We start from the raw sequence: 26,945 nt of genomic DNA, 5'->3' as shown, positions 1-26,945 counted from the left end.
TAATTTAAAGCTGTATTTTGATAACTTTAAAATAAGCTATTCAGCTTTATTAATGATTTTATTGAGAATTAAACCAAGACCGCTTATAGTGACTAAGCAAAAATCAATTTAATGGTTTATTTAATAAAGCTAACTTTCAGGGATTTTCATGTTGAAGCACTTAAACTCTTCTTTAAAAGCTAATACGCCCAAACAATTAAATCAGAAAAAAGCCCTATTTATTTTTACTTTCAGTCTAATATTTATTAGTTTAATTTATTTTTTTTATTGGTTATTTTACGGACGTTACTTTGAAGTAACTGATAACGCTTATGTAGCTGGCAATATTATTCCTATTTCTACTCAAGTTACAGGTAATGTAACTAAGTTAAATGCAGAGGATACCCAATTTGTTCCAGAAGGACAAAGTTTGATTGAATTAGATCCAACCGATAGTTTAGTAAATCTTGAGCAAGCTAAAGCTAATTTAGCGCTCGCTTTAAGACAAACTCAACAATATTTTATTAATAACAGTCAATTACAAGCAGTTGTTCAATCCAGACAATCAGATTTACAAAAAACTAAAATTGATTTACAACGACGGCAAACAGCAATTCGCCGCGGGGCAATTTCACAAGAAGAACTTACCCATGCTCAAGATAATTTCAATGTAGCCAATGCAGCCCTTTTACAATCGCAAGCTCAATGGGAAGCTAATATTGCGCTTACACACAAAACCAATATTATTAATCATCCTCATGTTAAACAAGCCATGGCTGCGCTAAGAAAAGCGTACCTTGATTATATCCGCAATACTATTCGCGCGCCTTTATCGGGTTATGTTGCGAGGAGGGCGGTACAGATAGGGCAGCGGGTTACACCAGGGCAAGTATTATTAGCCATCGTTCCCTTAAATCAAATCTGGGTTGACGCTAATTTTAAAGAAAAGCAATTAAGTAAAATTCAAGTTGGCCAATCTGTCGTCTTAACTGCTGATATCTATGGATCAAAAATAAAATATAATGGCTATATTAGCGGTTTTTCAGCAGGGACAGGTAGTGCTTTTGCTTTGCTACCACCACAAAATGCGACGGGTAATTGGATTAAAGTGGTACAACGCTTACCTGTTCGTATCCTTGTTGATGAAAAAGAATTAAAAGCGCATCCTTTGCGTATAGGTTTATCAATGAAAGTAACTGTTGATACCTATCGACAACCTAAAAAAATAAACATGTTAACTCGGCATTCTCTCTATAAAACGACTATTTTTAATAATTTAATGGTGCAAGCAGACCATATTATTAATGAAATTGTCCAAGAAAATGTTCTGAAGACGACTGATTTAAAGGTTGCAGGTAAAGAGCCATTTATTAATATTAAAGCTATAAATAACCATGCAAAATTCTAATACGGCTAGTTATCCACCTTTAGAAGGTGGTCAGTTAGTTATAGCAACGATTGCTGTGGCTTTAGCGACTTTTATGATTGTACTTGATTCGTCAATTGCAAATGTCGCGATTCCAACTATTGCTGGATCTTTAGGAGTTTCCATCGATGAAGGAACTTGGGTTATAACGCTTTTCGCAGCTGCAAATGCTGTTTCAATACCTTTAACCGGCTGGCTTACCCAGCGTTTAGGCCAAGTTAAATTATTTATTACAGCCATTGCACTTTTTGTTTTTGCCTCATTTTGCTGTGGTATTGCAACTAATCTTACTATGTTATTAACAGCCCGTATTTTACAAGGTTTGGCAGCGGGTCCTCTCATTCCTCTTTCACAAGCTATTCTCTTAAGCTCTTATCCTAAAGAAAAAAGTTCGATTGCGTTAGCACTATGGGGCATGACTGCAACGGTAGGACCTATTGCTGGGCCTGCGTTAGGCGGCTGGATAACTGATAGTTATAGTTGGTCATGGATTTTTTATATTAATTTACCTATTGGGTTTTTCGCGGGTATTGTGACCTGGATTATGTATCGCCGGCGAGAAACGCCAACTTTGCAATTACCTGTCGATAAAATAGGCCTATTTTTGCTTATTCTTTGGGTTGGCGCTTTTCAAATTATGTTAGATAAAGGCAAAGACTTAGACTGGTTTAATTCTACTATTATTATCATTTTGACATTAATAACTCTCGTTAGTTTTGGTTATTTTTTAATTTGGGAATTAACGGTTCAAAATCCTATTGTTGATTTACGTTTGTTTAAACGGCGTAATTTTGCTGGCGGAACAATTGCTATCTCAGTTGCTTATGGTGTTTTCTTTGGTACTTTTGTTTTATTGCCTCAATGGATACAGCAAGATTTAGGTTACCCATCTTTGCATGCAGGGTTAGTTATGGCGCCTTTAGGTATTTTTGCTGTTATTTTATCACCTTTGATCGGTAAAATTTTACCAAAAACAGATGCGCGTATTATTGTGACCTTGGCTTTTGTCCTGTTTGGTGTTGTTTTTTATATGCGTTCAATGTATGTATCAGCTATCGATATTAGCCATTTGATATGGCCTACGCTATTACAGGGTATTCCAACAGTTATGTTTTTTATTCCTTTAACGACGATTATACTTTCAGGCCTTAGTCCTGATAAAGTACCTGCAGCAGCAGGGTTGTCTAATTTTGTCCGTATTTTTGCAGGTGCCATTGGTACATCAATTACCAACACGCTTTGGAGTCATCGCGCTATTGTTCATCATGCCGATCTTACCGAACAAGCCTCATCTTATACCTTTATCTTTACTGATTTTTTAGCCAGATTAAGCGATCTTGCTGGCCTTAATCAAGAACAACAGTATGCTGTTTTCAACTATATGGTAAATAATCAATCTAATATGCTTGGGCTTAATGATATATTTAGAGTATCTGCCTTTATCTTTATTGCTTTAATTCCTTTGGTTTGGATTACTAAACCTACCCGGGCTAAGCTTGACAATCTAAGTTCTACCGCGCATTAAACTAAAATCATTTCTACAAGATAGAAGAAACATTTATTTATAATTTTAACTAAATGTATCTTAATACCATTAAATACCTAAAGCACTAATTCCTTAAAATTTTTAGCACATTACCAAAAATATTATCTAGAAAGTTTTAATACTTATTAATATTATATTATGTTGCAAGTATAGGTAGTCTGCTCTTCAAGCTCATCTGTAAATTTTAAAGCTGGATTTTTTTCTTTGAGGTAGTGAATAAAACTAATAATATTATCTATATTGCGTGGATCTCTATATGGACGTTGCTGTGAGTAATGTTGTTCTAATAAATTGAGCAAGGGATTGTTTGCAAAATCGTCAACATCCCACACAATATGGATGTGTCTTTGGTACATTGGATTTTCTTTAATTAAATGTAGTACCTCTAATAATTGATCCAAAGATTGGAGCTTGTGTTTAACTGATTTTAAAAAGGATGGAATAGAGCTTTCTAAGGCTTTTAAGTGAGCCTTCTTGGTTGCTGAAGGCGGGGAGCCAAAAAATTGGGGTATTGTTTCGCCATCTGGCGCTCTTTTTCTTAAGATAGTTGAAGGTGTTTGAGTATCAAATGCCATATAAAGACCAATTAATTCGTTTTGATTATCATTTATAGGGCGATAAATACCACCTAAATAAAGAATTAAAGCCGCTACAGGGTGTTTAGGTAAAGTATGGATGCTAATCAGTAATTCTTCAGATGTAAGTGCATTGGAAGGAAAAAGATTGGTAAAATCTACCATAAGTTTTTGCCATTTCTTATAAACTGCATCATCGTTTGGAAGATATTTTATCGCATAAAGATTAGTTTTTAATATTTCTAATCTTAAAGCAGCAAAGCCTTTGGTTAATTTAATTATTTGCTGGAGAACCTGAGCATCACTATTTTGTAGTCCGTGTGTATTATCAAGAACAAAGTGATAAAGAAAATTTCCTTGATATTCTAGCTCACCATTTAAAGTGATTTTTACGGTATCGATATCATGCTTTAACTGGAGCGTTTTTTCATTTATAAAATGTATTTTGCGTAAAATTTTCTCAGAATGTGAACATTTAAAAAATGTTTTGTTAACACAGGAGAATGATTTTAATGTAGAGCTATCCAAAAATTTTTGCAGATATTTTGTTAATTCTACAGGAAGATTATAAGTCACTAGTTTTCCATTTACTTAATTAGCATGTAAAAATTTCAAATAAGTGTTTTATATTTATCCAATTGAAATATATAAATAATATAACATTTTTATGAGGCTCAATAATGTCATTTTATTTAACATTGTGCAATCCAAAAAGCTTATTTAGCAGTAAAAGCTAGATTTCCTGTAGAGTTTTTATACCGGGATGAATAAGGCCAAGGTTGATAATGTCTTAAGTAAATATGAATCCTACCTTAAGTGTAGCAATATTAACTTGCAAATAGCTCATCCTCCTAGTCTGGAGTCTAAAGATTTTTAATTTAAAGCAAAATGGTGCTACTAACTTAATCAACAACTACACCAAATCGGCAAAGGCTTTGGTAATCACATTGTTGACAGATGGCGGGGTGAATAGGATTAGGAGAACATTGGCCTTCAGTATACTCTTGAATTAATTGATGAAGTTGGGCACGCCATGAGTCTAAGCGTGATGACCAAGTCTCGCCTTCATCAATACAGGCAAGGCCTTCAATTGACCAGCGGTCTTCACTTAAGCCTTTAACTATAACTTCGCCCTCTTTAAGACCGGTAAAAAGTAACGTATTTATTGCTTCATCAAGTAAGGCATAAAGTAATAATTGAGGTTCACGTGGGCGGTCCTCGCGCCAAGGTAAATAATTAGGTATATTAGTTTTATAATCAATTACACATTTTTTACCATCGGAAAGCTTATCTAGTCTGTCAATGCGCAAATTGAAATCAATACCAGCTAGTTCCACGGTAAAGGCATGTTCAAGTGCTTCAACTTCAAAAGGTGGACGTTGTTTTTCCCACTCAAGACAACAAGCTACTAAAAGTTTAATTCTTGCTAACTCAATTTCTTGAATCAAAGGCGGAAAAGAATATTGACGTAATTCTTTATAAGGTGCGAGTGCTTTCTCAATTGATTGTTCAATTAAAGTAGTTAATTCATCATGTGGTAAAGTTAATAATTGTTGTTGATTCTTAAGTTTCTCCCAAATGAGTTCTAATACACGATGAATAATTTGCCCGCGTTCAATAGCATTAGGTCCATTAGAAGTCTCCGGCGCTTTTTTAGCATGTAAACGATGAGCAGCAAAAGCCCGAAAAGGACACTTGGCTTGGTTAGCTAATAAAGCAGTGCCTCCTGTTACCGTCTCTTCTTTTAGCAAAGCTATTTGATATTCTTCTTGATAAATTTCCCAAACAGTCTTTGGCGAATTTTTTTGTTTAGGATGATAATTAACTTTAACATTAGCAACTAGAGGACTTGGTAGATTTGCTTTATCTTTTGATAAGCGGGAATAACTCAATACACATTGAGTACTACTCTGTTTTAAACGGTCAAACATTTTTTGAGCTAATTCTAACTGAAAGGTCGAATTTATAAGAGGAATCTCTTTTTCTTGCTGTAATTTTATAGGAATGAAGGCAGACAATTTAATTTTAGAGGGTATATTTTCATCAGTAAGACGCATAATCCACAGGGCATCAAATGTAGCGCCATTAGCATCCAAAACATTATGAATTTGAACAGGCGCAGGTTTTCTTTCGGGCTGAAAAATAGTTGCAGCGGCTAAGGTTTCTAAAGAAATAAGGGCCTCAGAAATGGTCATTTTTTCTGTTAATAAACTTAATTGCTTAAACTCTTCAAAAAGTGCTAAAAAACGTTGATAACATTGGTAATTATCAGAATCTAGCGCATATTCACCGGGAAAACCTAATAAAGATAATCGTTTGATAAATAAATTAATCCATTCTTGCGGTGTAGCCAAATGAGGGTAGCTTAGCAGTGATTGTAATAGCTTGGTAAGACCCGGGGCTGTTATTTGTAATTCATTAACCCAAGCGGCTTGATCAAAAATTTCTTCTTGCAAAAAGCGCGATTCTTGCATGATTTGGCTGCGACGAAATAATTCGGAGTAGGAGCCACTAAGGTAAGGTGAGTAAAGTAATAAGCGCGCTTGATGATTTGTTAATGTTTTGCCATTTAAATTTAACCAACAAAGTGCATGTGCCACTAGCTCATAAGTGTTTAATGTTTGTCCTAATGAAATGTTAAAGGTTGCAGGAGGAAAGTGCTGGTAAAGAAATCTTTTTAGGGGTTGAATTTGTATTTCTAGATCAGGAACAATAATTCCAATTTTAATACCATCCTGAGCTAATTGTTCTTTAAGCCAACAAATAAGCTGGTAATATTCATCATGATCGTCGTTTGCCATATAAAAGAAAGGAATTGCTTCTTTAGGTGGTAAATCTAGATGATGAAGTTGGCAGCCTTGAGCTACTAAATAATCTTGGAAAATTTTTTGCTGTGGTGTGTAATAATCAAAACAATACCAAGCAAGGCTATCTACTTTTATCTTAACTTGGTGCTGTAACAAGAAGGGTATTAACTGATCTTCTGTAATTGCAGCCATCTTAGATAGCGCAATTTGTAGTTGTTGTATCCAGTGCTGAAATTTTTGTGTCTGTAATGTGTGAGTAAAATAAGGATGCTCAACATCAAGCTGCCAACGTTGACAATAAATCCATGCATTCTGTACTTCATCAATGAGTGTTTGATTTAAAATATCCTGACTAATAATTTGTTTTAGTAGATGACGTAATTGTTGAGAGTTAAGGAGAAGTGGATTTGTAGTAGAAGGTTGAGCAGAACAATATTTTTTAAAAAGCGCTAATAAAAAATCAGAATAGGAAAAGCACAAAGGCTTAGTGTGTCTAAACTGGGGGTAAGAATGATAAAAGTCAGCAAGTAGCGTTTGAGCTAAGCGTTGATTAGGCGTAATAATTGTTGCGCCTTGCTGCATGAGATTAAAAACGGTGGCCCGCTGTTCCATTAATCGCCTCTAAGAATGATTGGTTTTAGAATGGGCTTTATCAATGGCTATGAGAGTAGGCCAGAAATGCTTACTAAAATAAACGGCAGCTAAACCGGTAAATAACATAAGCCATAGACCTATTATTAAAAATAGCGATAAAAAAATTGTTCCATAAAGGATGAAAAAATCTTGCCAGTGGTGTAGACGATGGGTAAAAGTGGAATCTGAGAAATAAAGATTAAGAAAAATTACAAGGCCTATAAGGGCAGTAGCGATTAAAGCCATTAAAATGCCTATTAGAAAGGCATAAATCCAGGATTTAGGGTAAGTGAGATATTTAGTAAAAATAGCACCTAAAAAAATACCTGTAATTAACGCGACTAAAAGTGCTGGAAAAAAAGGCAAGACTGCACTTTGTTGCAACGACAGTAGAATATATTTGGTAAAAAGTAAGAAGCAAAAAGCAAAAACTGCAAAGAAAATTGCTCCTACCCAACTAGGACTTAATGGGTTTTTATTTTTATTATTATCCATTATCTTACCTTATCGGCTTGATTAGAGCTCTTGAATTGTTATTGTTTAATGAACTAAAGCAAACTGCAAAGGCTCTTTATAGTTTATTATTATTTATTTTAAATTTACGGCTTTAAGCTATTTTTATTATTTAAAGCGTTGCTGACACATTATCTCTTCTTCCCCTGATATGGCTAAATTCTGGATCCTGCGAACAAGTCGCGGGACGTGGGCGGAGAAGTAAGTCGCTATAGCTTTGCCCCTTATCAGACCGTCTTCTCGTACCTTGTCTATGGGATTAAGCAAAACCAATTTATGCAGTTTGCACTTTATTTTCTTACCTCCCACGGTATTGCCCCATTCTAGATCTTGCGAACAAATCGTGGGCGAAGAGGTAAATGACTACAGCTTTGCTCCACCATGTTTCTTCGGTAAGTTTGTCTTTTGACAACGCTCACTTTCTGACAACACCTATGTCCCGCGGCTTGTCCGAGGATCCAGTGGCTTGGCTAGATTCTATATCGCGAAGATATCGAGTCAAGATTAGATAATTTACTAATTTCTTATCTAGCAAAAGTAAAAACCTTATAATGTTAAACTGGATAAGCGGACAAAAAAATAGTTTTAGTTAATTTATTTTGAAGCTTAAGGAAAGGTAATAGCGGGAAGAGATTGAAACCCTGGTTTAGACAATAAATAGCCTTGAAATAAAGAAATACCCTCTTTTGCAAGCCATTCATACTCTGAAAGGTTTTCTACCCCCTCAGCGATTATTTTTATGTTAAGTTCTCTGCAGACCTCTAAAATAGCTTTAACAACTGCTTGCCTTGAGCGATTGGCATCAATTTTGCGAATCAATTGCATATCAAGTTTAATTAAGTCTGGTTGTAAATTAAGCAGTAAATTTAATCCTGAATAACCTGCGCCAAAGTCATCGATTGCAATGCGTATTCCTTTGCTACGACATTGTCTTACACTGTAGAGAAAATCTTGCTGGTGATGAATAATTTCAGATTCAGGTACTTCAATAATAAGTTGGTCAGGGTTTAGGTTGTTCTCGTTTAAAGCATCAAGCGTTTTATCAATATAGCTACCGGCTGATAAACTATTAGGTAAGAAATTAAGGTTAATATTACAAGTTAATCCTAACTGTACCGCCAATTTAATTGCAAATTCTCTGGCTTGTTGATCAAAATCTGGCAGGCTGATTCTACTTACTTGCGCAAATATAATGGTGGGAGGTTCATTATTAGGTCCTCTAATTAGCGCCTCATAAGAGTATGCTACTCTGTTGATTACATCAACAATGGGCTGATAAGCATAAGAGAAATTCACTTTTTGGGTCATTATGCTTTAACCTTAAAAAAATCACTTTCATGAGCCATTAGAACATTTTAAAAAATTATTGGTTGTCTATAAAATATTCCAATAGTTTTATCCCTTATCAATAATGTAGCTGAAATTTACTATTTTAGCCAAAAAATTCATTTAGCATCGTAACCTTAAATTGCGCTTTTCTATATTTTATCTACACTTTTAAATAGAAAAGGGAGCATAGGTGATAAAGTGGATATTACGCCTTTCTTTAAACTCATGGTTGATAAAAGCGCCTCAGATCTATTTTTTAGTGTCGGAGTACCACCCTATATTAAGATCCAGGGTGCAGCTACCCCGGTCGGTCAAACGCCATTAAAATCAATGCAAATGGCTGAGATTGCTGCTTCTGTAATGAATGATAGTCAACGTAAAGAGTTTGAGGCCACACTTGAGCTTAATATGGCTATCTCGATAGCAAATGTTGGCCGTTTTCGGGTTAATGTGTTTAGGCAGCGTGGCGAAATTGCTATGGTGGTCCGTTATATAAAAGGTGAGATACCACCTATGGAAGAGCTACAATTACCGCCTATATTAAAACAATTAATTATGGAATTACGCGGTTTAATCCTTGTGGTAGGTTCAACTGGGTCTGGTAAATCAACTACGTTAGCCTCAATGATTGATTATCGCAATGAAAACCAACGTGGTCATATTTTAACTATCGAAGATCCAATCGAATACTTATATAAGCATAAAAAATGTATTGTTGATCAACGAGAAGTGGGAATTGATACCTTAAGTTATGAAAATGCCCTAAAAAATGCTATGCGGGAAGCGCCTGATGTTATTTTAATTGGTGAGATTTTAGAAAGAGATATTATGAAACATGCGATTTCTTATGCACAAACTGGCCATTTATGCTTATCAACCCTGCATTCAAATAATGCCTATCAAGCGCTTGAAAGAATTGTTAACTTTTTTCCTAGTGAAGCAAGACCGCAGCTATTACAGGATTTAGGGCAGAATTTAAGAGCTATTATTTCTCAACGCTTAATTCCTGGTATAGAAAAAAGTAGGGTACCTGCAGTTGAAATCCTTATAAACTCACCTTATGTAGCGGATTTGATTGAGAAAGGTAAAATAGATGAAATTAAAGAGGCTATGGTTAAAAGCCGTGATTCAGGTATGCAAACCTTCGATCAGGCACTTTTTGATTTATATAAAGCCGGAAAAATAACGAAAGAAAATGCGATACGTTTTGCTGATTCTAAAAATAACGTTGGCTTACAAATTCGTCTAACTGAAGAAAAAAGTTTTGATGAGAATCAGGATAATCTGTCTATTGAGGAAGACAGTGAGTAGTGTTACTAGATTATGCTTGAGCGACTATATATTATACAGTTTATCTTTAGCGAATTTTTTATCTAAGTGATCCTTATTTTAAGGTAATGACTTTAGGACTTTATCCTAGTCCTGTAATAGCTTTCATGGGACTAATAGTCATTTAAGAATAAATTTCCTTAACTGTTAAAAACAAAAACACATTATAAGTAAATTGAGATAAATATGTCTTTAAGTAACCAATTAGATTTTTGTAAATAAGAAATAAGACAAAGTATTAAACTTAGCTTTGGCCTCCCCCTCGTTCAATACTTTGTCGTTTGAAAAACGATAAGAAAAGGCTTTAATAACTCCAATCATTAACATAAACGCTAGGGCCAACATAGCCGCCATACCAAGTACTATAAGCTTGGCCAGCGTAATAGCCATTTCCCCAATAAGGGCTTGTGCCATAATAACCAACACTAGTAACATAATCGGTTGTGGTTACGGCAGGAACATAATTTGATTCGACAACTGTGCAGCTAGCTAAGAGTACAACAGGCGTTATTAAACTTAATAAAGTTGCTATTTTTTTCATAATGGTTCCCTCCAATATGCCTGTATTTTAATTATACATAGAGGTTTATGAATTAACAAGGAAGAGTAATGCATTGTATCTAACCTAATCTTGCTCTAAAATTAAACTAAACTTACAAGAGGTAATAAAGATGAAAAAAAACGATAAAAATCCTGCTCATCCTGAGGTTGAAGGACTTGAAAATATTTGTCATATAACGCCTAAAACTGATTCGACTAAAGAAGTTTGCGATACATTAAAGAAAAATAAGCCTAAAGAACGCAAGACAACTAAGAAAGAGCCATAATTTTTTCAAGTATTTAATTATGAGTTATTGCATACAATCTGTAATGTATAAATAAGGGTTGAAACCATTTTAAATTAGGGACTTAATCTTCTTCTATACTAAGTAGTATATTTCATGCTCTAAATAAAGGAGCAATAATGTGTCGCTTAGTTGCTTATATTGGCTCAGAAGTCTTATTGGAGGAGATTTTAGTAAAGCCAAGTAATTCTATTGTCATGCAAAGTCTAAAAGCTCGCGAATCAACAGTGCCTACCAATGGTGATGGTTTTGGTCTGGGTTGGTATAATCCAGCCGTTAGCCTCGAACCTGCATTATTTGTTTCTATTTTCCCAGCGTGGAGTGATCGTAATCTTTTAAGTTTAACAGCTAAGATTAAATCAGATATGTTTTTTGCTCATGTTCGAGCCGCAAGTGTAGGCGGTACTAACAATTATAATTGCCACCCATTTGTTTATAAACAATGGATGTTGATGCATAATGGCGGCATTAGTGATTTTATGTCAGTTAAGCGCCACTTACGCCATTTATTAGATGATGATATCTATAACTGGATTCAAGGTGAAACGGATTCAGAACATCTTTTTGCTTTATTTTTACAGCTTGCTAAAGATAAGGATTTATCTAATATTTCAGAAATAGCAGATACTCTAGAAGAAACCTTCAAGCAGATTAATTATCTAGTAAAAAAATACGGTAAAACAGATGACCCATCATTATTTAATATTTGTCTTACAGATGGCCTGCGCATTATCGCTAGTCGTTATTCTTCGAGTAAAAAGATAAAACCCGAGTCACTACATTATTCAGCCGGCCCTCTTTGGCTAACACCAAACGATAGGTATTATCGACCTAAACGCGCTGAAGTGCATGACTGTGTATTAGTTGCATCTGAAAAATTAACCGATTTTAGCGCCATATGGCAATCAGTACCTCCTAATCACCTTCTATTAGTTGATGCAGAGCGTCGTATTCATTTACACAAAATAAAAGTTTAATTTAAGAGGGTATTTAGAGTGCATTAATTTTATAATTTCGTTAAAGTTGCTAACTATTAAATTAGCTAGGAGAAAAGGTGCTTACTACAATTATTAGTTTATTAGCCATCGTTATCGTTTGGAATCTGATTTATCGAGTAATACGGGGGAGGACACCCTTTAGGCGTAAAGTTAAAACGACCATTGTAGTGTTACTTTTTGCCTCTTTAATTATACGTTTTAGCCATGATATTTATGCAAGCATGTCTCGGCTGATGTTTTCTTTTAATAAACAAGGTGAAGTTGAGCTAGTAAATTCACCTCTTAAAATACCGCCCAACCAAGATGCAACTTATTGCCGTCAGTTTACTGACCAAAAAGGAAGAGTAATTGAAGTTGTTTCATCTAGAGACGATGGTCGCTATTGTGGTGAATTTTGGCACTTTAAAACGGACAAATCGATTCTTATTCCTTATAAGAGTTTAAATAATAATCAGACTATTTACTGGGCTTCACCAACATTGAAAATTATCGGTCCTAAGTTTCAGTAAATCAAAATGTGAGGCCTTATTATTAAGGTCTCCCTACTTTATCTATCTAAGTAATATAAAATTCTGATGATTTAAAAACTTATCAATAAACAGTGAGTTTGTTTATAATGAATCCACATGACTTACGGAAAGCGCCATGTCTCATTTCAAATTGGTTGTGATTTGCTCTGATTCAACAGTGGCGAATAGAGCTAAAAAAGAGATATGGCGAAAAAAATTATTACAGCTTAAGCACTGTGAAATAAAAGAAATCAATAAGAATGATGGCATAATCCCAAGTTGTAATCAAAATCATCCTAAAGATGTACAAGTTTTATTAATTACAGGCGAGCATGGTAGCGTTGATTTATTAGAGTTTAATGAAATTTCGTTGGTAAAATGGCAAGACTGGGTTGATAGGCATAAAAATCAACCGCCTCAATTCGATATTATTATAATGGACTTATGCGACTCAACAGCCTTATTGTCTATTGGTATAGCCTCCCTATTAAAACCTTCAGGCTTATTTATTAGCTCGATTGCAACGTGTCATGGTATGCGAGATGTCATTGTAAATGCAGCACCCACGAGTTTGTATGATATACAAAAGGCCCTCATAACCTATATCCAAAACTCTAATATTTTAGGCGGATGTAACATCTCTTTTGCAAAAAAAAGAGCTAATCCTTTTCCACGCTCATTATTTTTTTCGGGAAAAATAACTGAAATTCATGATAAAAAAGTACCTATGACCCTTGCAGTAGATGAATTATTACAAAGACAGAAAGTTATTAGAGTGATAAAATCGAAAGGGGTTATCTCTAAAGAAAAAGAGTCGCTTATTGAATTTATTACCTCCGAGAAAGCACTATCGGAATTATACTCTAATCAGCTAAGCTGGATGAAAATAGGCTTATGGTTTACGAGTTTTCTAGTGTTTCTAGGGCTAGTGAAATTATATTCAATGATGAATGCAAATATTGAAGATTTTGATATTTGTGACATTAAACCTTATTGTTTTTAAATGTTGCGGTGTATAACTTTTTAGGCTTACCGCATTATATCTATCATACCCACTGGACAGTATCCATTGCGAGTTTGGCACTAAATAAATAATAAAATTAGCTTATCTGATGGATGCCCTACGTACCGCGCTTTATGCGCGGTATCTAAAAGGTTGGAATTAAAAAGGCTTATTTAAGGTAATCATGAATAACTTTACCATAAGGTAATGTCAAATCAGATATAATATGAACTGCAGAGATAATTCGTTTTACCGGCAGTGATGCAACAGGTGCCATGGCGTGATGAAAAAGTTCAAGTTGCGCGGGGCCAGACCAAGCTCCTTTTATAATAACATCAGAAAGCCGATATTCCACTAACTCACAAATTCGAGTAGTGCCATCAACATGAGGGATTATTTTTAAAAGATAAGAGGGACTGGTTAGTGCTGATAAGACTTTGTCCTCTTCTACTGATTCATATTTATACCCCATTGTTGCAGCTGCAATCCGTGTAGAACCATAATCAAGCGTACCAATTAAAGTTTCTTGTTCAACAAAAAGATTTGGATTAGCTAATTTTTTAGGAAAACCCCATATTTCTCGTCCCCCAGCAATAGGCGATAAATCATCTAAGTACATAGCATGCGTATATCCTCCTGCAGTTCCATTAAAATACACAGGAATTACTTGACCTGATTCAGTATACGAGCCAAATCCAGTACTGTCTGGCATACGGATGACTTCAAATTTAACAATTGGTTCAGTGACTTCTAAGGGTGCTGGTACAACTTCACGCAGAATATCCATATCTGTTTCATACGTAATAATAAAATATTCCCGATTAATAAATCGGTAAGGCCCACGCGGATAAGAAGGGCAATTTAGGGGCATTGCGAAAGCATTTTCTCTAATTTGTGATTCGTTCATAATAGACTCCACCTTACTCGATTGGGTATTAATCGCTATTCCATAACCCAGCCATGTGAAACAATCAACGATTGGCCGGTTAACGCATTTGATTCAAAGGAAGCAAAAAAGAGTGCTGTCTGAGCTACGTCATCAGTGGTAGTAAATTCACCATCAACGGTATCCTTTAACATCACGTTTTTAATAACTTGTTCTTCAGTAATGCCAAGCTCTTTAGCTTGTTCAGGTATTTGTTTATCAACTAGCGGTGTACGCACAAAGCCCGGACAAATTACGTTCGCTCGCACGCCGTGTTCAGCGCCTTCTTTTGCAACAACTCGACATAATCCTAATAAACCATGTTTAGCAGTAACATAAGGTGCTTTAAGTTTTGACGCTTCTTTTGAATGTACTGAACCCATATAAATAATACTACCGCCACGTTTAGAGGCATACATATGCTTAAGAGATGCACGTGTTGTAAGAAAAGCTCCATCTAAATGAATAGCCAGCATTTTTTTCCAATTGGCATAAGTAAGATTTTCAACAGCATCAATAATTTGTATTCCGGCATTACTAACTAAAATATCTATACCATTTAATTGATCAGCAACTGAATCAATACCCTGATTCACTTGTTCTTCATTAGTAACATCCATTGCAACAGCAATAGCAGTATGACCCTGACTCTTAATTTCCTCAGCTACAAGCTCTGCCTGATTAAGATTTAAATCAGCAATAGCCACTTTCGCGCCTTCACGTGCGTAAACGAAGGCAATTTCTTTACCAATTCCGCTGGCAGCGCCAGTAACAATAGCTACTTTATCTTTTAAGCGCATAGTCCTCATATCCTTATTTAAAATAGTACTGTTACCAGTATAGCAATGATTTTATGATAGGACTTATTCAAAACACCAATATCTTCGTTAAAAAATAGGTTTAATTCGGTCATTTAGTCTATCTAAACTCCCTCATTAAACCTATTTTTTGCCTCGACCTTGGTATTTTGCGTAAGTCCTATATGATTTATTTTTGCGCTAAATAAAAAGACTTTTAGTGAATAAGAGCAATCACTAAAAGTCTTGAATAAAATACGTTAGAGTGATAATAACAGATTAGTAATAATAGTAAGGATAGTTGTTATAGCCATAGTAACCATTATAACCATTATAATAGTAACGGTCTTGAGATTGACCGACTGCATTACCAATTAAAGCACCGGCGCCAGCACCTACAGCAGTTCCCCAGCCGCTACCGCCAGAAGCAGCATAGCCAATACCTGCACCTGCAAGGCCGCCACCAACTGTACCTACTTGTGAGTTTGTACAGCCTTCAAGTAAAGGCATTGATAATCCTACTACAAGCAAAAATGGTAATGTTTTTCTCATGATTTTCTTCCTATTTTTAGTTCCCTCAATAAACATATTAGTACATATTTATGTAAAGTGACTAAAATAAAATCAAAGACATATGAATAACCTTGTTAAATTGCTATTCCGCCAGTAGTATTGAAGTAGGGACTTTTTGGGAGAAAACATTATGTTTCGCGGTAGTATGGTTGCATTAGTGACCCCACTAGAAAATGATAAAGTTGATGTAGGGCGTTTAAGGGAATTAGTTGAATTCCATATTGAAGCTGGAACACATGCAATCGTTGCTGCTGGAACGACAGGTGAAGCAGGAACATTAAGTCATGATGAAAAATATTTGGTCATTAAGACTGTCGTTGAGCAAACTCGTGAACGAATCCCGGTGATTGCAGGTACGGCTGCAAATGCGACAAAAGAATGTATTGAGTTAACCAAAATGGCGATGGAATGTGGTGCCCATGCTGCCTTAATTATGACGCCTGCTTATATTAAGCCAACCCAAGAAGGGCTTTATCAGCACTACAGTCAAATTGCAGCGGCCGTTCCTATGCCATTAATTCTTTATAACGTGCCTAGCCGGACTGCTTGTGATATGTTACCTGAAACGGTGGCAAGGCTTGCTCAAATATCTAATATTGTTGGTATAAAAGAAGCAACAGGTAAAGTAGACCGTTTAAAAGAAATTTTGCAATTATGTAATTGTACGCTTGATATTTATAGCGGTGATGATGATACTGCGGCTGACTGGCTTATAGAGGGCGCTAAAGGTATCATTTCAGTAACCGCTAATGTGGTGCCTAAGCAAATGGCTAAATTGTGTGATGCCGGTCTCGCTGGTGATAAAACGCAAGTGATTAATATTAATAAAACAATACAATCCTTGCACCGTCTCCTTTTCCTTGAAGCTAATCCGATTCCTACTAAATGGGCTTTAAGCAAAATGGGATTAATAGGGCCGGAGCTGCGTTTACCACTTACGTCCTTATCTAGAGAATATCAAGAGCCTTTAGAACAAGCCTTAAAGCATTTGCAATTAATTTAATGAGGTAAGATGTGAAAAAAATTGTTTTAGCGATGTCAACCCTAGGACTAGTAGCGTGTTCACAGTATGCAAGTACTGGTGAAAAAATGTATTTACAAAGTAGAAACGGTGCATCTATTAATGTACCGTCGCCATTAACGGCAGCTAATATTGGTCATTTTTACGATTTACCTACACCAGCATCAACTTTTAATATGAATGTTGAGCCGCCCACTGCAATGGCTAAGACTATAAGTTAAGGTAAGATTATGGAATCGACTGAGTTAGCTGTTATTCAAGAATTATCGACTCGTCTTGTTGAAGCACAGAGTCAAATACGTATTCTAGATAGCATTAAATGGGATGATTCCATACGTCAGCAATTTTTTAGCGATAAAGCAAGTAAACTGCCGGCGGTCGATAAGGCATATTACGATAATAATCGACCACTGCCTTTTGATCCTCAAGAAAAACAAGAGGAATTTCGTTTAATTTTACGAGATGCGCAGAATCAATTAGGACAATATTCGCCCATCACACGCTTACTTAAGCGACAATGTGAAGAATATATTAAAGCAGTAGATATGTTAGCTTGCCGAGGAACCCCAGTATTTAGTCAGTTAGCTACGGAATTATATGGTAGTCCTGATGATGTATTTTATTCAGGAGGACCTCGATTAAGTGATTTAGGCAATGTACTTTTTGATGTATTGACAGCGCTTGATATTCAATTGCAATCAGATGCTGACTTAAAACGCTACACGCCTGAAGAGGCACAACAAATTCTGCAAACGCGTTTAAGTAATTTTTTTAATTTTCATCCAGGAAAAATTACGGTCATGGTTAGTGATGATATGATTGCTGATGCCTCTGCGGGTGCTGATAATATTAAATTAAGTCAACATGCTAAGTTTAGCGACAGAGATGTAAAATATTTGGAAGTTCATGAAGGCTGGGTGCATGTTGGTACGACATTAAATGGTACGTCACAACCTTATTGTACTTTTCTGTCGAAAGGCTCTCCTTCTTGTAGTGTCATTCAGGAGGGTTTGGCAGTTATCACCGAGATAGTTACTTTTTCTTCTTATCCGGGGCGAATACGTAAAATAACTAATCGTGTTATTGCGCTTAACAAAGTAAGAGAAGGCGCTGACTTTATTGATATTTATCGCTATTTTATCGAATGCGGCTTAAGTCCTATGGATAGTTATAATCATGCAGTGCGAATTTTTCGAGGTAGTACACCAACAGGTGGGCCCTTTACTAAAGATTTATCCTATGCCAAAGGTTTTTTGTTAATTTATAACTTCATTCGATTTGCTATAAGTCAACATAGGGTTGAGATGATTCCGTTATTATTTGTAGGTAAATTAGTGCTAGATGATTTGCCCTTATTGATGGAACTTCTCGAAAGAGAGATCATAACACCTCCTATTTATTTACCACCGCCTTTTCGCGATTTAGCAGCCCTTAGCGCTTGGATGTGTTTTTCCTTATTTCTTAATAAATTTGATTTAAGTGAAATCCAAAAAAACTTTCGGTTTTTATTAGCTTAATCAGGTATAGTGGCGGCACTATAATTAATTTATTGGTTAGCAATTGAGGATAGGCTATGGGGCTTTTAGTAGATGGACAGTGGCAAGATACTTGGTATGATACTTCAAAAACAAAAGGCGCCTTTAAACGAGAGCCTTCTAAGTTTCATAACGAAGTTAGTGAAAAGCCAGATGCAAAGTTTCCTGCTGTTGCTAACCGTTATCACTTATATGTTTCTTTAGCTTGCCCTTGGGCACATCGTGCTTTAATTTTTAGAACACTTAAAAAATTAACTGATTTTATTGATGTCTCTGTGGTTCACCCCCATATGCTGGAGCATGGTTGGGAATTTAAACAGGAGATGGGCGCTACCGGCGATAAGCTTTATGGGCTTCGTTATCTCTATGAGCTTTATTGTAAAGCAGATTCTAATTATACGGGTCGTGTCACGGTTCCTGTCTTATGGGATAAAGAAAACCAAACAATAGTATGCAATGAATCTGCTGAGCTTATCCGCCAATTAAATAGTGCTTTTAATCATTTAACTGGTGATGAACAGGATTTCTACCCACCTTCTTTATGTGCTGAGATTGATGCCATTAATGGTAAGATTTATCATACTGTTAATAACGGGGTATATCGTTGTGGTTTTGCTACTTCTCAAGAAGCTTATGAAGAAGCATTTGAACAATTATTTGCAACCTTAGATGAATTAGAAACCCATCTAACACAGCATGGTTATTTAGTTGGTGGTCAATTGACGGAGGCTGATTGGCGATTATTTACCACCCTTATTCGTTTTGATGCAGTTTATTATGGTCATTTTAAAACGAATAAAAAACGAATTATTGATTACCCAGCTTTGCAAGAATATCTTAAGCGACTTTATCATTATCCTGGTATCAAAGAGACTGTTAACTTTTTGCATATTAAGCAACATTATTATTACAGTCATCAAACCATAAACCCTAGTCGCATTGTACCTGTTGGACCAGAACTTAAGTTAGATGAAGGATAAATAAAACCAGACCTCTTGCAAAACTAAGCTAGCCGAAACAAGGCAAGTTATGGTTTAATAAACATTATTCTTAAACCTTGGCGATTTTAAAATGACTTTTGTTGTGACTGAAAGTTGTATTAAATGTAAATACACTGATTGTGTTGAAGTTTGCCCCGTTGACTGTTTTTATGAGGGACCTAATTTCTTAGTGATTCATCCAGATGAATGTATTGACTGTGCGCTTTGTGAACCCGAGTGTCCAGTGCAAGCCATTATGTCTGAGGATGATTTAACGCCTGAGCAGAAAAAATTTCAAGAACTTAATGCAGAACTTGCGCCAAAATGGCCTAATATTACGGCAAAAAAAGATGGACCTCCTGACGCAAAAGAATGGGAAGGGGTTAAGGACAAATTGCAATTTCTTGAAAAAGAGTGGGAATAGAGCATTTAAATGATGATGTGTCCTCGCATTGTCAACAAGTTTTAAGTGAACAAGGACGTCTATCTACTGCGATTCCTGGCTTTATAGCGCGTCAAGCACAAATTACCTTAGCGGCTGCAGTAGCTGAGGCAATTACTCAAAAGACAATATTAGTTGCAGAAGCAGGCACAGGAACAGGAAAAACCTTTGCCTATTTAATTCCATCTATATTAAGTGGTAAAAAGACTGTTATTTCAACAGCAACAAAGACGCTGCAAGATCAATTATTTCAAAAAGATTTACCATTGCTTATACGGGCACTTGGGCGTGCTATTAATGTACAAAATTTAAAAGGTAGAGCAAATTACCTTTGTCGTTATCGTATTGAGCAACATGCGGAAGAGGGTTTTTTTATTGCACCACATCTTATTCATGATATTTTAAAAGTTAAAGAAAAGGTGCCCCAGCTAACTTACGGCGAACGCAGTGAATTGTTGGAAATTAAAGAAGACTCGGCACTCTGGCCTTATATTACTTCTAATATTGATAATTGTTTGGGTAGTGAATGTAATTATTATCAAGATTGTTTTTTGGTTAAAGCCAGAAAACGTGCGCTTGAAGCTGATTTAATTATCATTAACCATCACTTATTTTTTGCCGATTCTCGTTTAAAAAAAGAAGGTTTTGGTGAGCTTTTACCCGGTGTAGAAGTCATTATTTTTGATGAAGCGCATCAGTTGGCGGAAATTGCTGCTCATTTTAATGAAGAGCGCTTAGGCACCCGGCAATTGCGCGATTTAGTTGATGATGTGATTCATGAATGGCCGGTGCTTGATTTAGCCAATCAACCGCTTAAAAAGCTAAGTTTAGAAACAGATCAGATTATTGAACAATTAATTAATAGTTTAGCTACTAAAGAGGATAAACTAAGTTGGGATGTGGTAGAACGCCATCAATCCTTTCAAAAATCTTGGCAACAATTGATCGATTTAATTGATATATTACTTGCCTGTATAGCCGAGATGGAAGATGAAGAAAGTGCTGGACTTAAACGATGTGCTAAACGCCTTGAAGCGTTTAAAACCACAGCTGTGGCATTTCAGAAATCAGATAAAACGCTAATTCGCTGGATTGAACGTTATAAGCACTCTTTAGTTTTACATGCGACACCTTATGATAATGCTGACTCGTTTAAAGCTCTTTTAAAACAGCAATTATCTTGTGCTTATATTTTTACTTCAGCAACGCTTACTATGGGTTCCTCGTTTGACTGTTTCACTAAACCATTAGGTCTTGATGAAGCTCAAACTCTTCTGCTGCCAAGTCCTTTTAATTATGCTAAACAAGCATTGTTATATTTACCACGATTCTTACCTGATCCCAATGATCCTACTTACTACCAAGCATTAGTTAACAAAGCTTTACCTATTATTAAAGCTTGTCAGGGACGCTGTTTTTTCTTATTTACAAGTCATCGTGCTTTAAAATTAGTTGCTGATCTTTTGATTGATACTCTAGACTACCCTTTATTAATTCAAGGAGAAGAGGCTAAACCTATTTTACTCGCTCGTTTTCGGCAATTAGGCAATGCGGTTTTATTAGGAACAGCTACTTTTTGGGAAGGTGTTGATGTGAAGGGGGAGGCTTTATCTTGTGTAATTATTGATAAATTGCCCTTTGCTAGTCCCGTTGACCCCGTGATGCGTGGTAAAATGGCTTACTTAAAAGCACGAGGTCTATCAGGTTTTGATGAATTATCTTTGCCAAATGCGGTGTTAGCTTTAAAACAAGGTGTTGGCCGATTAATTCGAGATGTGACTGATAAAGGAGTGCTCATGATTGCTGATCCGCGGTTGACCGGTCGCTCTTATGGGCAACAAATTTTTGCAAGTCTTCCTCCCTTACAGAAAACTCGTGATGAGCAATGTGTTTTAAATTTTATTGATCAATGGGTGTTTAATCATGAAGTTGTTAGCGCTTGATACCTCAACCTCGGTGGCAACACTTGCCTTATCAAATCAAGGTGAAATACATAAGCAGAGCCAAGTTGGCCAAGGTCAACATGCGCAAGTTATTTTAAGCATGATTGAGACATTATTAAGTGAAGCTGCTTTATCTATAACGCAATTAGATGGTATTGTGCTTGGTCGTGGCCCTGGGAGTTTTACCGGTCTTAGGATCGCTTGTAGTATTGCGCAAGGCTTAGCTTATCCGCATGATTTACCTATATTTCCCGTAAGCAGTTTAGCAACTATCGCTTACGAAGTTAAGATGAATCAAGACAAGCAAGACTATCCTGTCTTAGCCTTGATTGATGCGCGTATGAACCAAGTTTATTGGGCTTATTATGATAAGTCTTCGCCAACAGATATACCTGAGTATGTATCGGCAGCAAACGATATCAATATTATTCCTACAGAGCCATTACAATTAGTAGGTATTAATTTTATGCCTTACTTTTCAAATTTACCTGAAATGTTACGAGCCAATATCATAAAGCAGCAAGAGGTTTCTATAAATGCTGCTACAATGCTCCATTTAGTACAATCACAATCTATTTCGCCAATTAAAGCAGAAGAAGCCTTACCCATTTACATACGTAATCAAGTGGCACATCCGCCAAAATCAGGCTAATTACAAGATTAAATCATATATCAAGTAGCCTGGGTGCAACGAAGTGAAACCCGGGTTCCGGCCTAAAGGCCTGCGCCCAGGCTACTTCTGTCATCCCCGCACATCCCCGCGTAGGTAGGGATCAATCTCTCAATTAACGCTGAGGCTAATTTTAACATGGATGCCCGCCTACGCGGGAATGACAGATGTAGATCGGGCTGTATTAGCAAATAGCCTAGATGCAACGCAGTGAACCCCGGGTTTCGGCCTAAGAGGCCTGCACCCAGGCTACTTATGACAGTCCATTATTGCCTGTAACTCCTAAAATGGTCATTCATTTTAAATTTAAGAATTTTACCCTAGCCTACACCAACGAGATATAATTTTCTTCCCAAGGCAAATCCTTTTAACTTGACCAATATAATAAGAGCTCTTATTATCCCTTTTAATTTAAGTTCATAAATCAAGTTAAGCCCTGTAGTTACAAGCTAAAGTAAAGGAGCTCTTTTGGATAAACGTCTCTTAGAAATATTAGTGTGCCCTTTATGTAAAGGGAAATTATTACTTAAAAATGAAGAACTTATTTGTCGCTTTGATAGACTTGCCTACCCAATTAAAGATGGCATTCCAGTCATGCTTGAGCAAGAAGCGCGCTTAATTCCACTTGAGGAAAAGGAATCCTTATGAACTTTAATTTCCATGTTGTTATCCCTGCACGTTATCAGTCAACTCGTCTTCCAGGCAAATTAATGATGGAAATTGATGGAAAAACGGTTCTTCAACGTGTCTATGAACAAGCACTGCAAGCGCAGCCTAAAACCATCACCATAGCCACTGATAATGAACAAATTGCTACACATGCTAGAGAATTTGGCGCCCATGTTGAAATGACATTGCCTTCACATGCAACGGGGACGGATAGAATTGCTGAGGTCATTGCACGTGGATTTTATACCGAAAATGATATTATCGTGAATGTACAGGGCGATGAGCCCTTTATTGAACCTGCTTTAATTAATCAGGTAGCTCGTATTTTAACAAATCGTGAATTAAATATGGCAACATTATGTTGGCCTATCGAAAAACAAGAACAACTCTTAAACCCAAATGTGGTAAAAGTAGTTCGTGACCGTTTCAATAATGCGCTTTATTTTTCTAGATCACCCATCCCGTGTAATCGCGATGAGCCTAATAGCATTAGCCATGTATTTAGACATATTGGTCTTTATGCTTATCGCGCTAAATTTCTCGTTGATTTTGTTAGCTGGTTACCCTGTAAATTAGAAATCAGTGAATGTTTAGAACAATTGCGCGCTCTTTGGGCAGGTCATAAAATAAGAGTGGATGTAGCTTGCGCTGTGCCGCAACAAGATATTAATACGGCAGATGATTTGGAAAAAGCAAGAAAAGAGGCATTAACAAAAAATTATTAAAAGCAGAAAATAAAAAATTATAATAGTAAATTAAGAATTAGACGCAGCATTTAGTGCATTAACTACTTCATTACTAGAATCGACTAACACTTTTTCTGTCCTACAATGACCGAAACTTGTTTTAAATAAAGAATGTTTAGTTACATTAGTTGATTCTTGAGTTTTACCGCTAATTTTTTTTAGTAAAGCGCGTAGCCAACTAGTAAATCCGGAACGTTTATCAGCAGAAATATCTTGCATATCATCTTTGCGCAGGTCAGCAAATACCTGACCTAATGAATTTTTGTGTTCACTATCAGCCGCAACGGAATCATGTTGAGAAGCTAAATAAGCATCATTTACGATCTTTACGCTTTGATATATTTCATGTAATTTTTTAAGCCTTGAATCGCTAGGGAGTGCAGGGTTATTCTCATTAAAATTTTCAATATTACATATGGCTTTTTTGGTTGCTTCTAAAGTATTAAAATTTTCCCCACTTTTTTTAGCTTTAGCAAGCTCTTTATCAATTCCACTATATTTAGTAACAATACGTTCATATTCTTTTTTTATATCATTTAAAAATTGAGTGGAGGCCATATAAATTGGTTGCTTTTGTCGCCTTTCTTTTTGTGCAGTAATATACAAGTTATAGGCTATAGACAGTTTAGAAGCACAATTGCAGGCTTCTAAAACTTTTGAATAAATATCTTTTTGCCAGGCGAGAATATCTTCAGCTGTTCTTAGATTGGATAATTTAGCAAAAGGGTCGGTTAATTCATTTTTAATAGTCTGACCAGCTTCATTAGTTCCAATAATCTCGCGCTCTAAAGATTCTAAATTTTCATGTTGTTTGATTACAGAAGTAAGTTCAATTTGAGCAATTAGGTTGTTTCTTACAGTATTAATTGCTTCTCCATAAGCAAATACTAAAGCGCTCTTAATACTACTTATTTCTTTCTCAATATCTTTTAAATAATCCTCTTTTACAGTTTGTAAATTACCTAATTGAATCTGAGGTTGTGTGATTAAGAAACCAATTTTTTCATTATAAGCTTTAATAAAGTTATGTAGGGATTCTTTTATAGTATTTACACTTGGCATTAAAGTTTGTATAGCAAAATCAATTTTTATAATATCAAAAATGCCCATACTAGCGTTAAGGTTATTGATAGCATCTTGAAGCGCTGTAATTAATTCAGTTCTTTGTTTTTCATATTCAACCTTAAGTAATTCAATTAATATTTCATTAGAAACGTTAGGTGCTTGTTGTGCTTTAGCTATTTGAGTACCTTGTTTTTCTAAATTAGTTAGGAAACTTGCTTGTAATGAATAAAGCACACCTAGTTTTTCTAACTCTGTTTCAAGTGAGCTAATTTTCTTTAGACATTCTTTTTTAAATAATAAATATAATTCCTCTACAGCTTTTAGAGAGTCTTGTAATAAGTCCCTGCGTTGTTCAGCACTTATTACTACTCGCGCCTGAGATTCAGCCGGAAATAACTTAATAATTTCTTCTAATTTTTTTGCATCACTGTTAAGCGAATTCGTCATACTTTGATATTGATGATCAATTAACTTTTCTTGAAGCTCTGTAATTTTTACCAAAAAGAATTTTTTGAGCTCATTTAAATCCAACGAATCATTTTTTAGTAATTCCTCTAGCTCTGTTTCTTGAGTTTTGCGTAGCTTCTCTAAACCTTCATATCCCCAATACCTTAATTTTTCTTCTAATGTAAAAATAGTTTCTTTATTTTTTTCAATTAACTGCTTCTTTTGTGCTTTATAAGCAGTCCAAATTCTAGTAATTTCATCATCCTGAGCTGGATCAGCGCTGCCTGTACTTAATAGTTGCCTGTTAACGTTAGGTTTCTCTATGAGTCTCGCAGATAAAGTTTCTATATATTTTCTCTTAGCTGCCGCAATTCCTTCTCGGAAAGCTACTATATCACTTGATATTAGATCCAAACTAGCCGTTTTATTTTTTAGAGTGGATGGCGCTACACCTGTGGTTTTCGTTAAATAGTTTTGGATTAAAGATGTTTTTAAATTTTGCAGTTGTTGTAGATAGTCCGTCGGTTCCGGCGATTTCCTTAATAATTCTTTTAATTTTTCTAACTCATCAACATTAAAACCAGGTTCCTTACCAATATTTAATAAATCTGAATGCAATTTATTTATAAATGTCGTTAAATTGTCTTGAAATTCTTTTTCCTTAGCATAAGGGGCAGATTTGAGAGCAATCCAATCTTGAAATAAGCTATCCAGAGCATCTGAAAATTCTTTAACAGCATCTCTATTGTATGCTTTTACTATTTCCTGGTCATTAGACTCGTCTTTTTGGTGCGCTAAATGCTCATTTTTTTCTGAACTCTTAGATATAATACGGTCGTATTCCTCTTGAATGCTGACTAAATTTGCAGCACGCTTTTCATTTAATTCTGCTAGTTTTTGCTGGGCGTTATCTAATTCTTGCAGCTTCGCAAGTGGAAATTCTGCTTCTAAAGGGTATTTATATTCAGTTTTACAACGAGATTGATATTTAACATAAGCCTGCTCACCCGCAATAATCCACCGATAAGCTTCATTACTTAATTTATCAAATTCATTAATAAAATATTTTAATTGAAAGGCAGTGCTTGAAATGCTGTCTTGCAAAATCCCTGGGCCTATAATTTGTGTTCTATAGCGAGTAATTTGCTCTTTAAATTTCTGATATTCTTTTGTATTTCCAGATAACTCATTAAGCTTATCTTCAATCTTTTTGAAAGTTCCCAGGTAATTTTCTAAACTTTTTAGCGATGTAGGAACAAGTGAGCTTGCTTCTTCAGGTAAGTATCTTTTGAGACCATTTAATAACTCATTAAAAAATATAAATACCTTTTTTTGATCAAGTGTGTCTTGAAGAACTGACCATGTTGAAATAGTTACGTTTAGGTTTGCATACTGTTCAACAATCCTCTTTCTAAATTCTTCAATTTTCTTTAAAAATGCTTCCGCAGGATAAACATTAGTCTGTATTGGCATCCGACAAATCAAAATTTCTATTTCATTTAAAAACTTTAATACATCTTTAGCTAACATCTTAAAATCTACATAGATTAGATTTCATAAGCATAGCAATAGAACCTTAAGAAATTATTAATTTTATATCAGGTTATATAAAAAAAGATCAATAGTGAGTTAGTGCAATT

General features: G+C 35.5%; 25 protein-coding genes. 16 read left to right on the top strand and 9 right to left on the bottom strand.

The window, feature by feature from the left end:
• Positions 1-148: 148 nt before the first annotated feature.
• On the top strand, positions 149-1,387 hold the full coding sequence (locus DYH30_RS10190; RefSeq protein ID WP_242604667.1) for an HlyD/EmrA/EmrK family protein: 1,239 nt from the start codon (positions 149-151) through the stop codon (positions 1,385-1,387).
• Positions 1,374-2,930, top strand: a complete 1,557-nt coding sequence (locus DYH30_RS10185) for a DHA2 family efflux MFS transporter permease subunit (protein WP_115331558.1) — start codon at positions 1,374-1,376, stop codon at positions 2,928-2,930. The genes DYH30_RS10190 and DYH30_RS10185 overlap by 14 nt, the downstream gene beginning before the upstream one ends.
• 152 nt (positions 2,931-3,082) lie before the next feature.
• On the opposite strand, the gene DYH30_RS10180 is transcribed toward DYH30_RS10185, so the two are convergent.
• From DYH30_RS10180 to DYH30_RS10160, 4 genes are all read right to left on the bottom strand, one after another.
• On the bottom strand, positions 3,083-4,102 hold the full coding sequence (locus DYH30_RS10180) for an F-box protein (RefSeq protein ID WP_115331557.1): 1,020 nt from the start codon (positions 4,100-4,102) through the stop codon (positions 3,083-3,085).
• Between the two features lie 326 nt (positions 4,103-4,428).
• Positions 4,429-6,945 carry a PD-(D/E)XK nuclease family protein gene (locus DYH30_RS10175; protein WP_115331556.1) on the bottom strand — a complete coding sequence of 839 codons (2,517 nt, stop codon included), beginning with the start codon at positions 6,943-6,945 and terminating at the stop codon, positions 4,429-4,431.
• A gap of 9 nt (positions 6,946-6,954) precedes the next feature.
• Positions 6,955-7,461, bottom strand: coding sequence for a hypothetical protein (locus DYH30_RS10170; protein WP_115331555.1), 507 nt, complete (start codon positions 7,459-7,461; stop codon positions 6,955-6,957).
• Positions 7,462-8,085: 624 nt separating this feature from the next.
• Entirely contained in the window at positions 8,086-8,787 is a 702-nt protein-coding gene (locus DYH30_RS10160; RefSeq protein WP_242604668.1) for an EAL domain-containing protein, read from the bottom strand.
• A gap of 219 nt (positions 8,788-9,006) precedes the next feature.
• On the opposite strand from DYH30_RS10160, the gene DYH30_RS10155 reads away from it, so the two are divergent.
• Positions 9,007-10,119, top strand: coding sequence for a PilT/PilU family type 4a pilus ATPase (locus DYH30_RS10155; protein ID WP_115331553.1), 1,113 nt, complete (start codon positions 9,007-9,009; stop codon positions 10,117-10,119).
• Positions 10,120-10,441: 322 nt separating this feature from the next.
• Here the strand turns inward: DYH30_RS10155 and DYH30_RS10150 are convergent, their stop codons facing one another.
• Positions 10,442-10,678: a hypothetical protein gene (locus DYH30_RS10150; protein ID WP_115331552.1), complete on the bottom strand. Its 237-nt coding sequence runs from the start codon at positions 10,676-10,678 to the stop codon at positions 10,442-10,444.
• A gap of 130 nt (positions 10,679-10,808) precedes the next feature.
• Between DYH30_RS10150 and DYH30_RS17975 the strand changes: the two genes are divergently transcribed.
• The 4 genes from DYH30_RS17975 (at position 10,809) to DYH30_RS10135 (ending at position 13,492) form a co-directional block, all read left to right on the top strand.
• Positions 10,809-10,964 carry a hypothetical protein gene (locus tag DYH30_RS17975; protein ID WP_160116194.1) on the top strand — a complete coding sequence of 52 codons (156 nt, stop codon included), beginning with the start codon at positions 10,809-10,811 and terminating at the stop codon, positions 10,962-10,964.
• A gap of 137 nt (positions 10,965-11,101) precedes the next feature.
• Complete coding sequence (locus DYH30_RS10145; protein WP_115331551.1) at positions 11,102-11,959, top strand: class II glutamine amidotransferase; 858 nt, start codon at positions 11,102-11,104, stop codon at positions 11,957-11,959.
• Positions 11,960-12,036: 77 nt separating this feature from the next.
• Positions 12,037-12,489, top strand: a complete 453-nt coding sequence (locus DYH30_RS10140; protein WP_115331550.1) for a hypothetical protein — start codon at positions 12,037-12,039, stop codon at positions 12,487-12,489.
• A gap of 136 nt (positions 12,490-12,625) precedes the next feature.
• Positions 12,626-13,492, top strand: coding sequence for a hypothetical protein (locus DYH30_RS10135; protein WP_115331549.1), 867 nt, complete (start codon positions 12,626-12,628; stop codon positions 13,490-13,492).
• A gap of 169 nt (positions 13,493-13,661) precedes the next feature.
• Here the strand turns inward: DYH30_RS10135 and DYH30_RS10130 are convergent, their stop codons facing one another.
• From DYH30_RS10130 to DYH30_RS10120, 3 genes are all read right to left on the bottom strand, one after another.
• Positions 13,662-14,399: an acetoacetate decarboxylase gene (locus DYH30_RS10130; protein ID WP_115331548.1), complete on the bottom strand. Its 738-nt coding sequence runs from the start codon at positions 14,397-14,399 to the stop codon at positions 13,662-13,664.
• Between the two features lie 35 nt (positions 14,400-14,434).
• Positions 14,435-15,217, bottom strand: a complete 783-nt coding sequence (locus DYH30_RS10125) for a 3-hydroxybutyrate dehydrogenase (RefSeq protein WP_115331547.1) — start codon at positions 15,215-15,217, stop codon at positions 14,435-14,437.
• A 276-nt stretch (positions 15,218-15,493) separates the two neighbouring features.
• Positions 15,494-15,766 carry a glycine zipper domain-containing protein gene (locus DYH30_RS10120; protein WP_115331546.1) on the bottom strand — a complete coding sequence of 91 codons (273 nt, stop codon included), beginning with the start codon at positions 15,764-15,766 and terminating at the stop codon, positions 15,494-15,496.
• Between the two features lie 151 nt (positions 15,767-15,917).
• Here DYH30_RS10120 and dapA point away from each other — a divergent pair, with 151 nt between their 5' ends.
• The 9 genes from dapA (at position 15,918) to kdsB (ending at position 23,772) form a co-directional block, all read left to right on the top strand.
• Complete coding sequence (gene dapA, locus DYH30_RS10115; protein ID WP_115331545.1) at positions 15,918-16,790, top strand: 4-hydroxy-tetrahydrodipicolinate synthase; 873 nt, start codon at positions 15,918-15,920, stop codon at positions 16,788-16,790.
• An 11-nt stretch (positions 16,791-16,801) separates the two neighbouring features.
• On the top strand, positions 16,802-17,029 hold the full coding sequence (locus tag DYH30_RS10110) for a hypothetical protein (RefSeq protein ID WP_115331544.1): 228 nt from the start codon (positions 16,802-16,804) through the stop codon (positions 17,027-17,029).
• A gap of 9 nt (positions 17,030-17,038) precedes the next feature.
• Entirely contained in the window at positions 17,039-18,325 is a 1,287-nt protein-coding gene (locus DYH30_RS10105; protein WP_115331543.1) for a flavohemoglobin expression-modulating QEGLA motif protein, read from the top strand.
• 56 nt (positions 18,326-18,381) lie between these two features.
• Positions 18,382-19,323 (top strand): glutathione S-transferase family protein, encoded by a 942-nt coding sequence (locus tag DYH30_RS10100; RefSeq protein ID WP_115331542.1) that lies wholly within the window; start codon positions 18,382-18,384, stop codon positions 19,321-19,323.
• Between the two features lie 91 nt (positions 19,324-19,414).
• Positions 19,415-19,747 (top strand): ferredoxin FdxA, encoded by a 333-nt coding sequence (gene fdxA / locus DYH30_RS10095; protein WP_115331541.1) that lies wholly within the window; start codon positions 19,415-19,417, stop codon positions 19,745-19,747.
• Positions 19,738-21,708, top strand: coding sequence for a DNA repair helicase YoaA (yoaA, locus tag DYH30_RS10090; RefSeq protein ID WP_242604669.1), 1,971 nt, complete (start codon positions 19,738-19,740; stop codon positions 21,706-21,708). Before fdxA ends, yoaA begins: the two co-directional genes overlap by 10 nt.
• Positions 21,689-22,360: a tRNA (adenosine(37)-N6)-threonylcarbamoyltransferase complex dimerization subunit type 1 TsaB gene (gene tsaB, locus DYH30_RS10085; protein WP_115331540.1), complete on the top strand. Its 672-nt coding sequence runs from the start codon at positions 21,689-21,691 to the stop codon at positions 22,358-22,360. Before yoaA ends, tsaB begins: the two co-directional genes overlap by 20 nt.
• 486 nt (positions 22,361-22,846) lie before the next feature.
• Entirely contained in the window at positions 22,847-23,026 is a 180-nt protein-coding gene (locus DYH30_RS10080) for a Trm112 family protein (protein WP_115331539.1), read from the top strand.
• Positions 23,023-23,772 (top strand): 3-deoxy-manno-octulosonate cytidylyltransferase, encoded by a 750-nt coding sequence (kdsB, locus tag DYH30_RS10075; protein WP_115331538.1) that lies wholly within the window; start codon positions 23,023-23,025, stop codon positions 23,770-23,772. The genes DYH30_RS10080 and kdsB overlap by 4 nt, the downstream gene beginning before the upstream one ends.
• Positions 23,773-23,802: 30 nt before the next feature.
• Here the strand turns inward: kdsB and DYH30_RS10070 are convergent, their stop codons facing one another.
• Positions 23,803-26,835 (bottom strand): hypothetical protein, encoded by a 3,033-nt coding sequence (locus tag DYH30_RS10070; protein WP_115331537.1) that lies wholly within the window; start codon positions 26,833-26,835, stop codon positions 23,803-23,805.
• Positions 26,836-26,945: the final 110 nt, after the last annotated feature.

Origin of the sequence: Legionella busanensis, assembly GCF_900461525.1 — a bacterium.
GTDB lineage: Bacteria > Pseudomonadota > Gammaproteobacteria > Legionellales > Legionellaceae > Legionella_C > Legionella_C busanensis.
This window is presented reverse-complemented; position numbering and strand designations above follow the sequence as displayed.

Coding starts and splice junctions, on each gene's coding strand:
- DYH30_RS10190 (WP_242604667.1), top strand. CDS start 149: ATGTTGAAGCACTTAAACTCTTCTTTAAAAGCTAATACGCCCAAACAA.
- DYH30_RS10185 (WP_115331558.1), top strand. CDS start 1,374: ATGCAAAATTCTAATACGGCTAGTTATCCACCTTTAGAAGGTGGTCAG.
- DYH30_RS10175 (WP_115331556.1), bottom strand. CDS start 6,945: ATGGAACAGCGGGCCACCGTTTTTAATCTCATGCAGCAAGGCGCAACA.
- DYH30_RS10170 (WP_115331555.1), bottom strand. CDS start 7,461: ATGGATAATAATAAAAATAAAAACCCATTAAGTCCTAGTTGGGTAGGA.
- DYH30_RS10160 (WP_242604668.1), bottom strand. CDS start 8,787: ATGACCCAAAAAGTGAATTTCTCTTATGCTTATCAGCCCATTGTTGAT.
- DYH30_RS10150 (WP_115331552.1), bottom strand. CDS start 10,678: ATGAAAAAAATAGCAACTTTATTAAGTTTAATAACGCCTGTTGTACTC.
- DYH30_RS17975 (WP_160116194.1), top strand. CDS start 10,809: ATGAAAAAAAACGATAAAAATCCTGCTCATCCTGAGGTTGAAGGACTT.
- DYH30_RS10145 (WP_115331551.1), top strand. CDS start 11,102: ATGTGTCGCTTAGTTGCTTATATTGGCTCAGAAGTCTTATTGGAGGAG.
- DYH30_RS10135 (WP_115331549.1), top strand. CDS start 12,626: ATGTCTCATTTCAAATTGGTTGTGATTTGCTCTGATTCAACAGTGGCG.
- DYH30_RS10130 (WP_115331548.1), bottom strand. CDS start 14,399: ATGAACGAATCACAAATTAGAGAAAATGCTTTCGCAATGCCCCTAAAT.
- DYH30_RS10125 (WP_115331547.1), bottom strand. CDS start 15,217: ATGCGCTTAAAAGATAAAGTAGCTATTGTTACTGGCGCTGCCAGCGGA.
- DYH30_RS10120 (WP_115331546.1), bottom strand. CDS start 15,766: ATGAGAAAAACATTACCATTTTTGCTTGTAGTAGGATTATCAATGCCT.
- dapA (WP_115331545.1), top strand. CDS start 15,918: ATGTTTCGCGGTAGTATGGTTGCATTAGTGACCCCACTAGAAAATGAT.
- DYH30_RS10105 (WP_115331543.1), top strand. CDS start 17,039: ATGGAATCGACTGAGTTAGCTGTTATTCAAGAATTATCGACTCGTCTT.
- DYH30_RS10100 (WP_115331542.1), top strand. CDS start 18,382: ATGGGGCTTTTAGTAGATGGACAGTGGCAAGATACTTGGTATGATACT.
- fdxA (WP_115331541.1), top strand. CDS start 19,415: ATGACTTTTGTTGTGACTGAAAGTTGTATTAAATGTAAATACACTGAT.
- tsaB (WP_115331540.1), top strand. CDS start 21,689: ATGAAGTTGTTAGCGCTTGATACCTCAACCTCGGTGGCAACACTTGCC.
- kdsB (WP_115331538.1), top strand. CDS start 23,023: ATGAACTTTAATTTCCATGTTGTTATCCCTGCACGTTATCAGTCAACT.
- DYH30_RS10070 (WP_115331537.1), bottom strand. CDS start 26,835: ATGTTAGCTAAAGATGTATTAAAGTTTTTAAATGAAATAGAAATTTTG.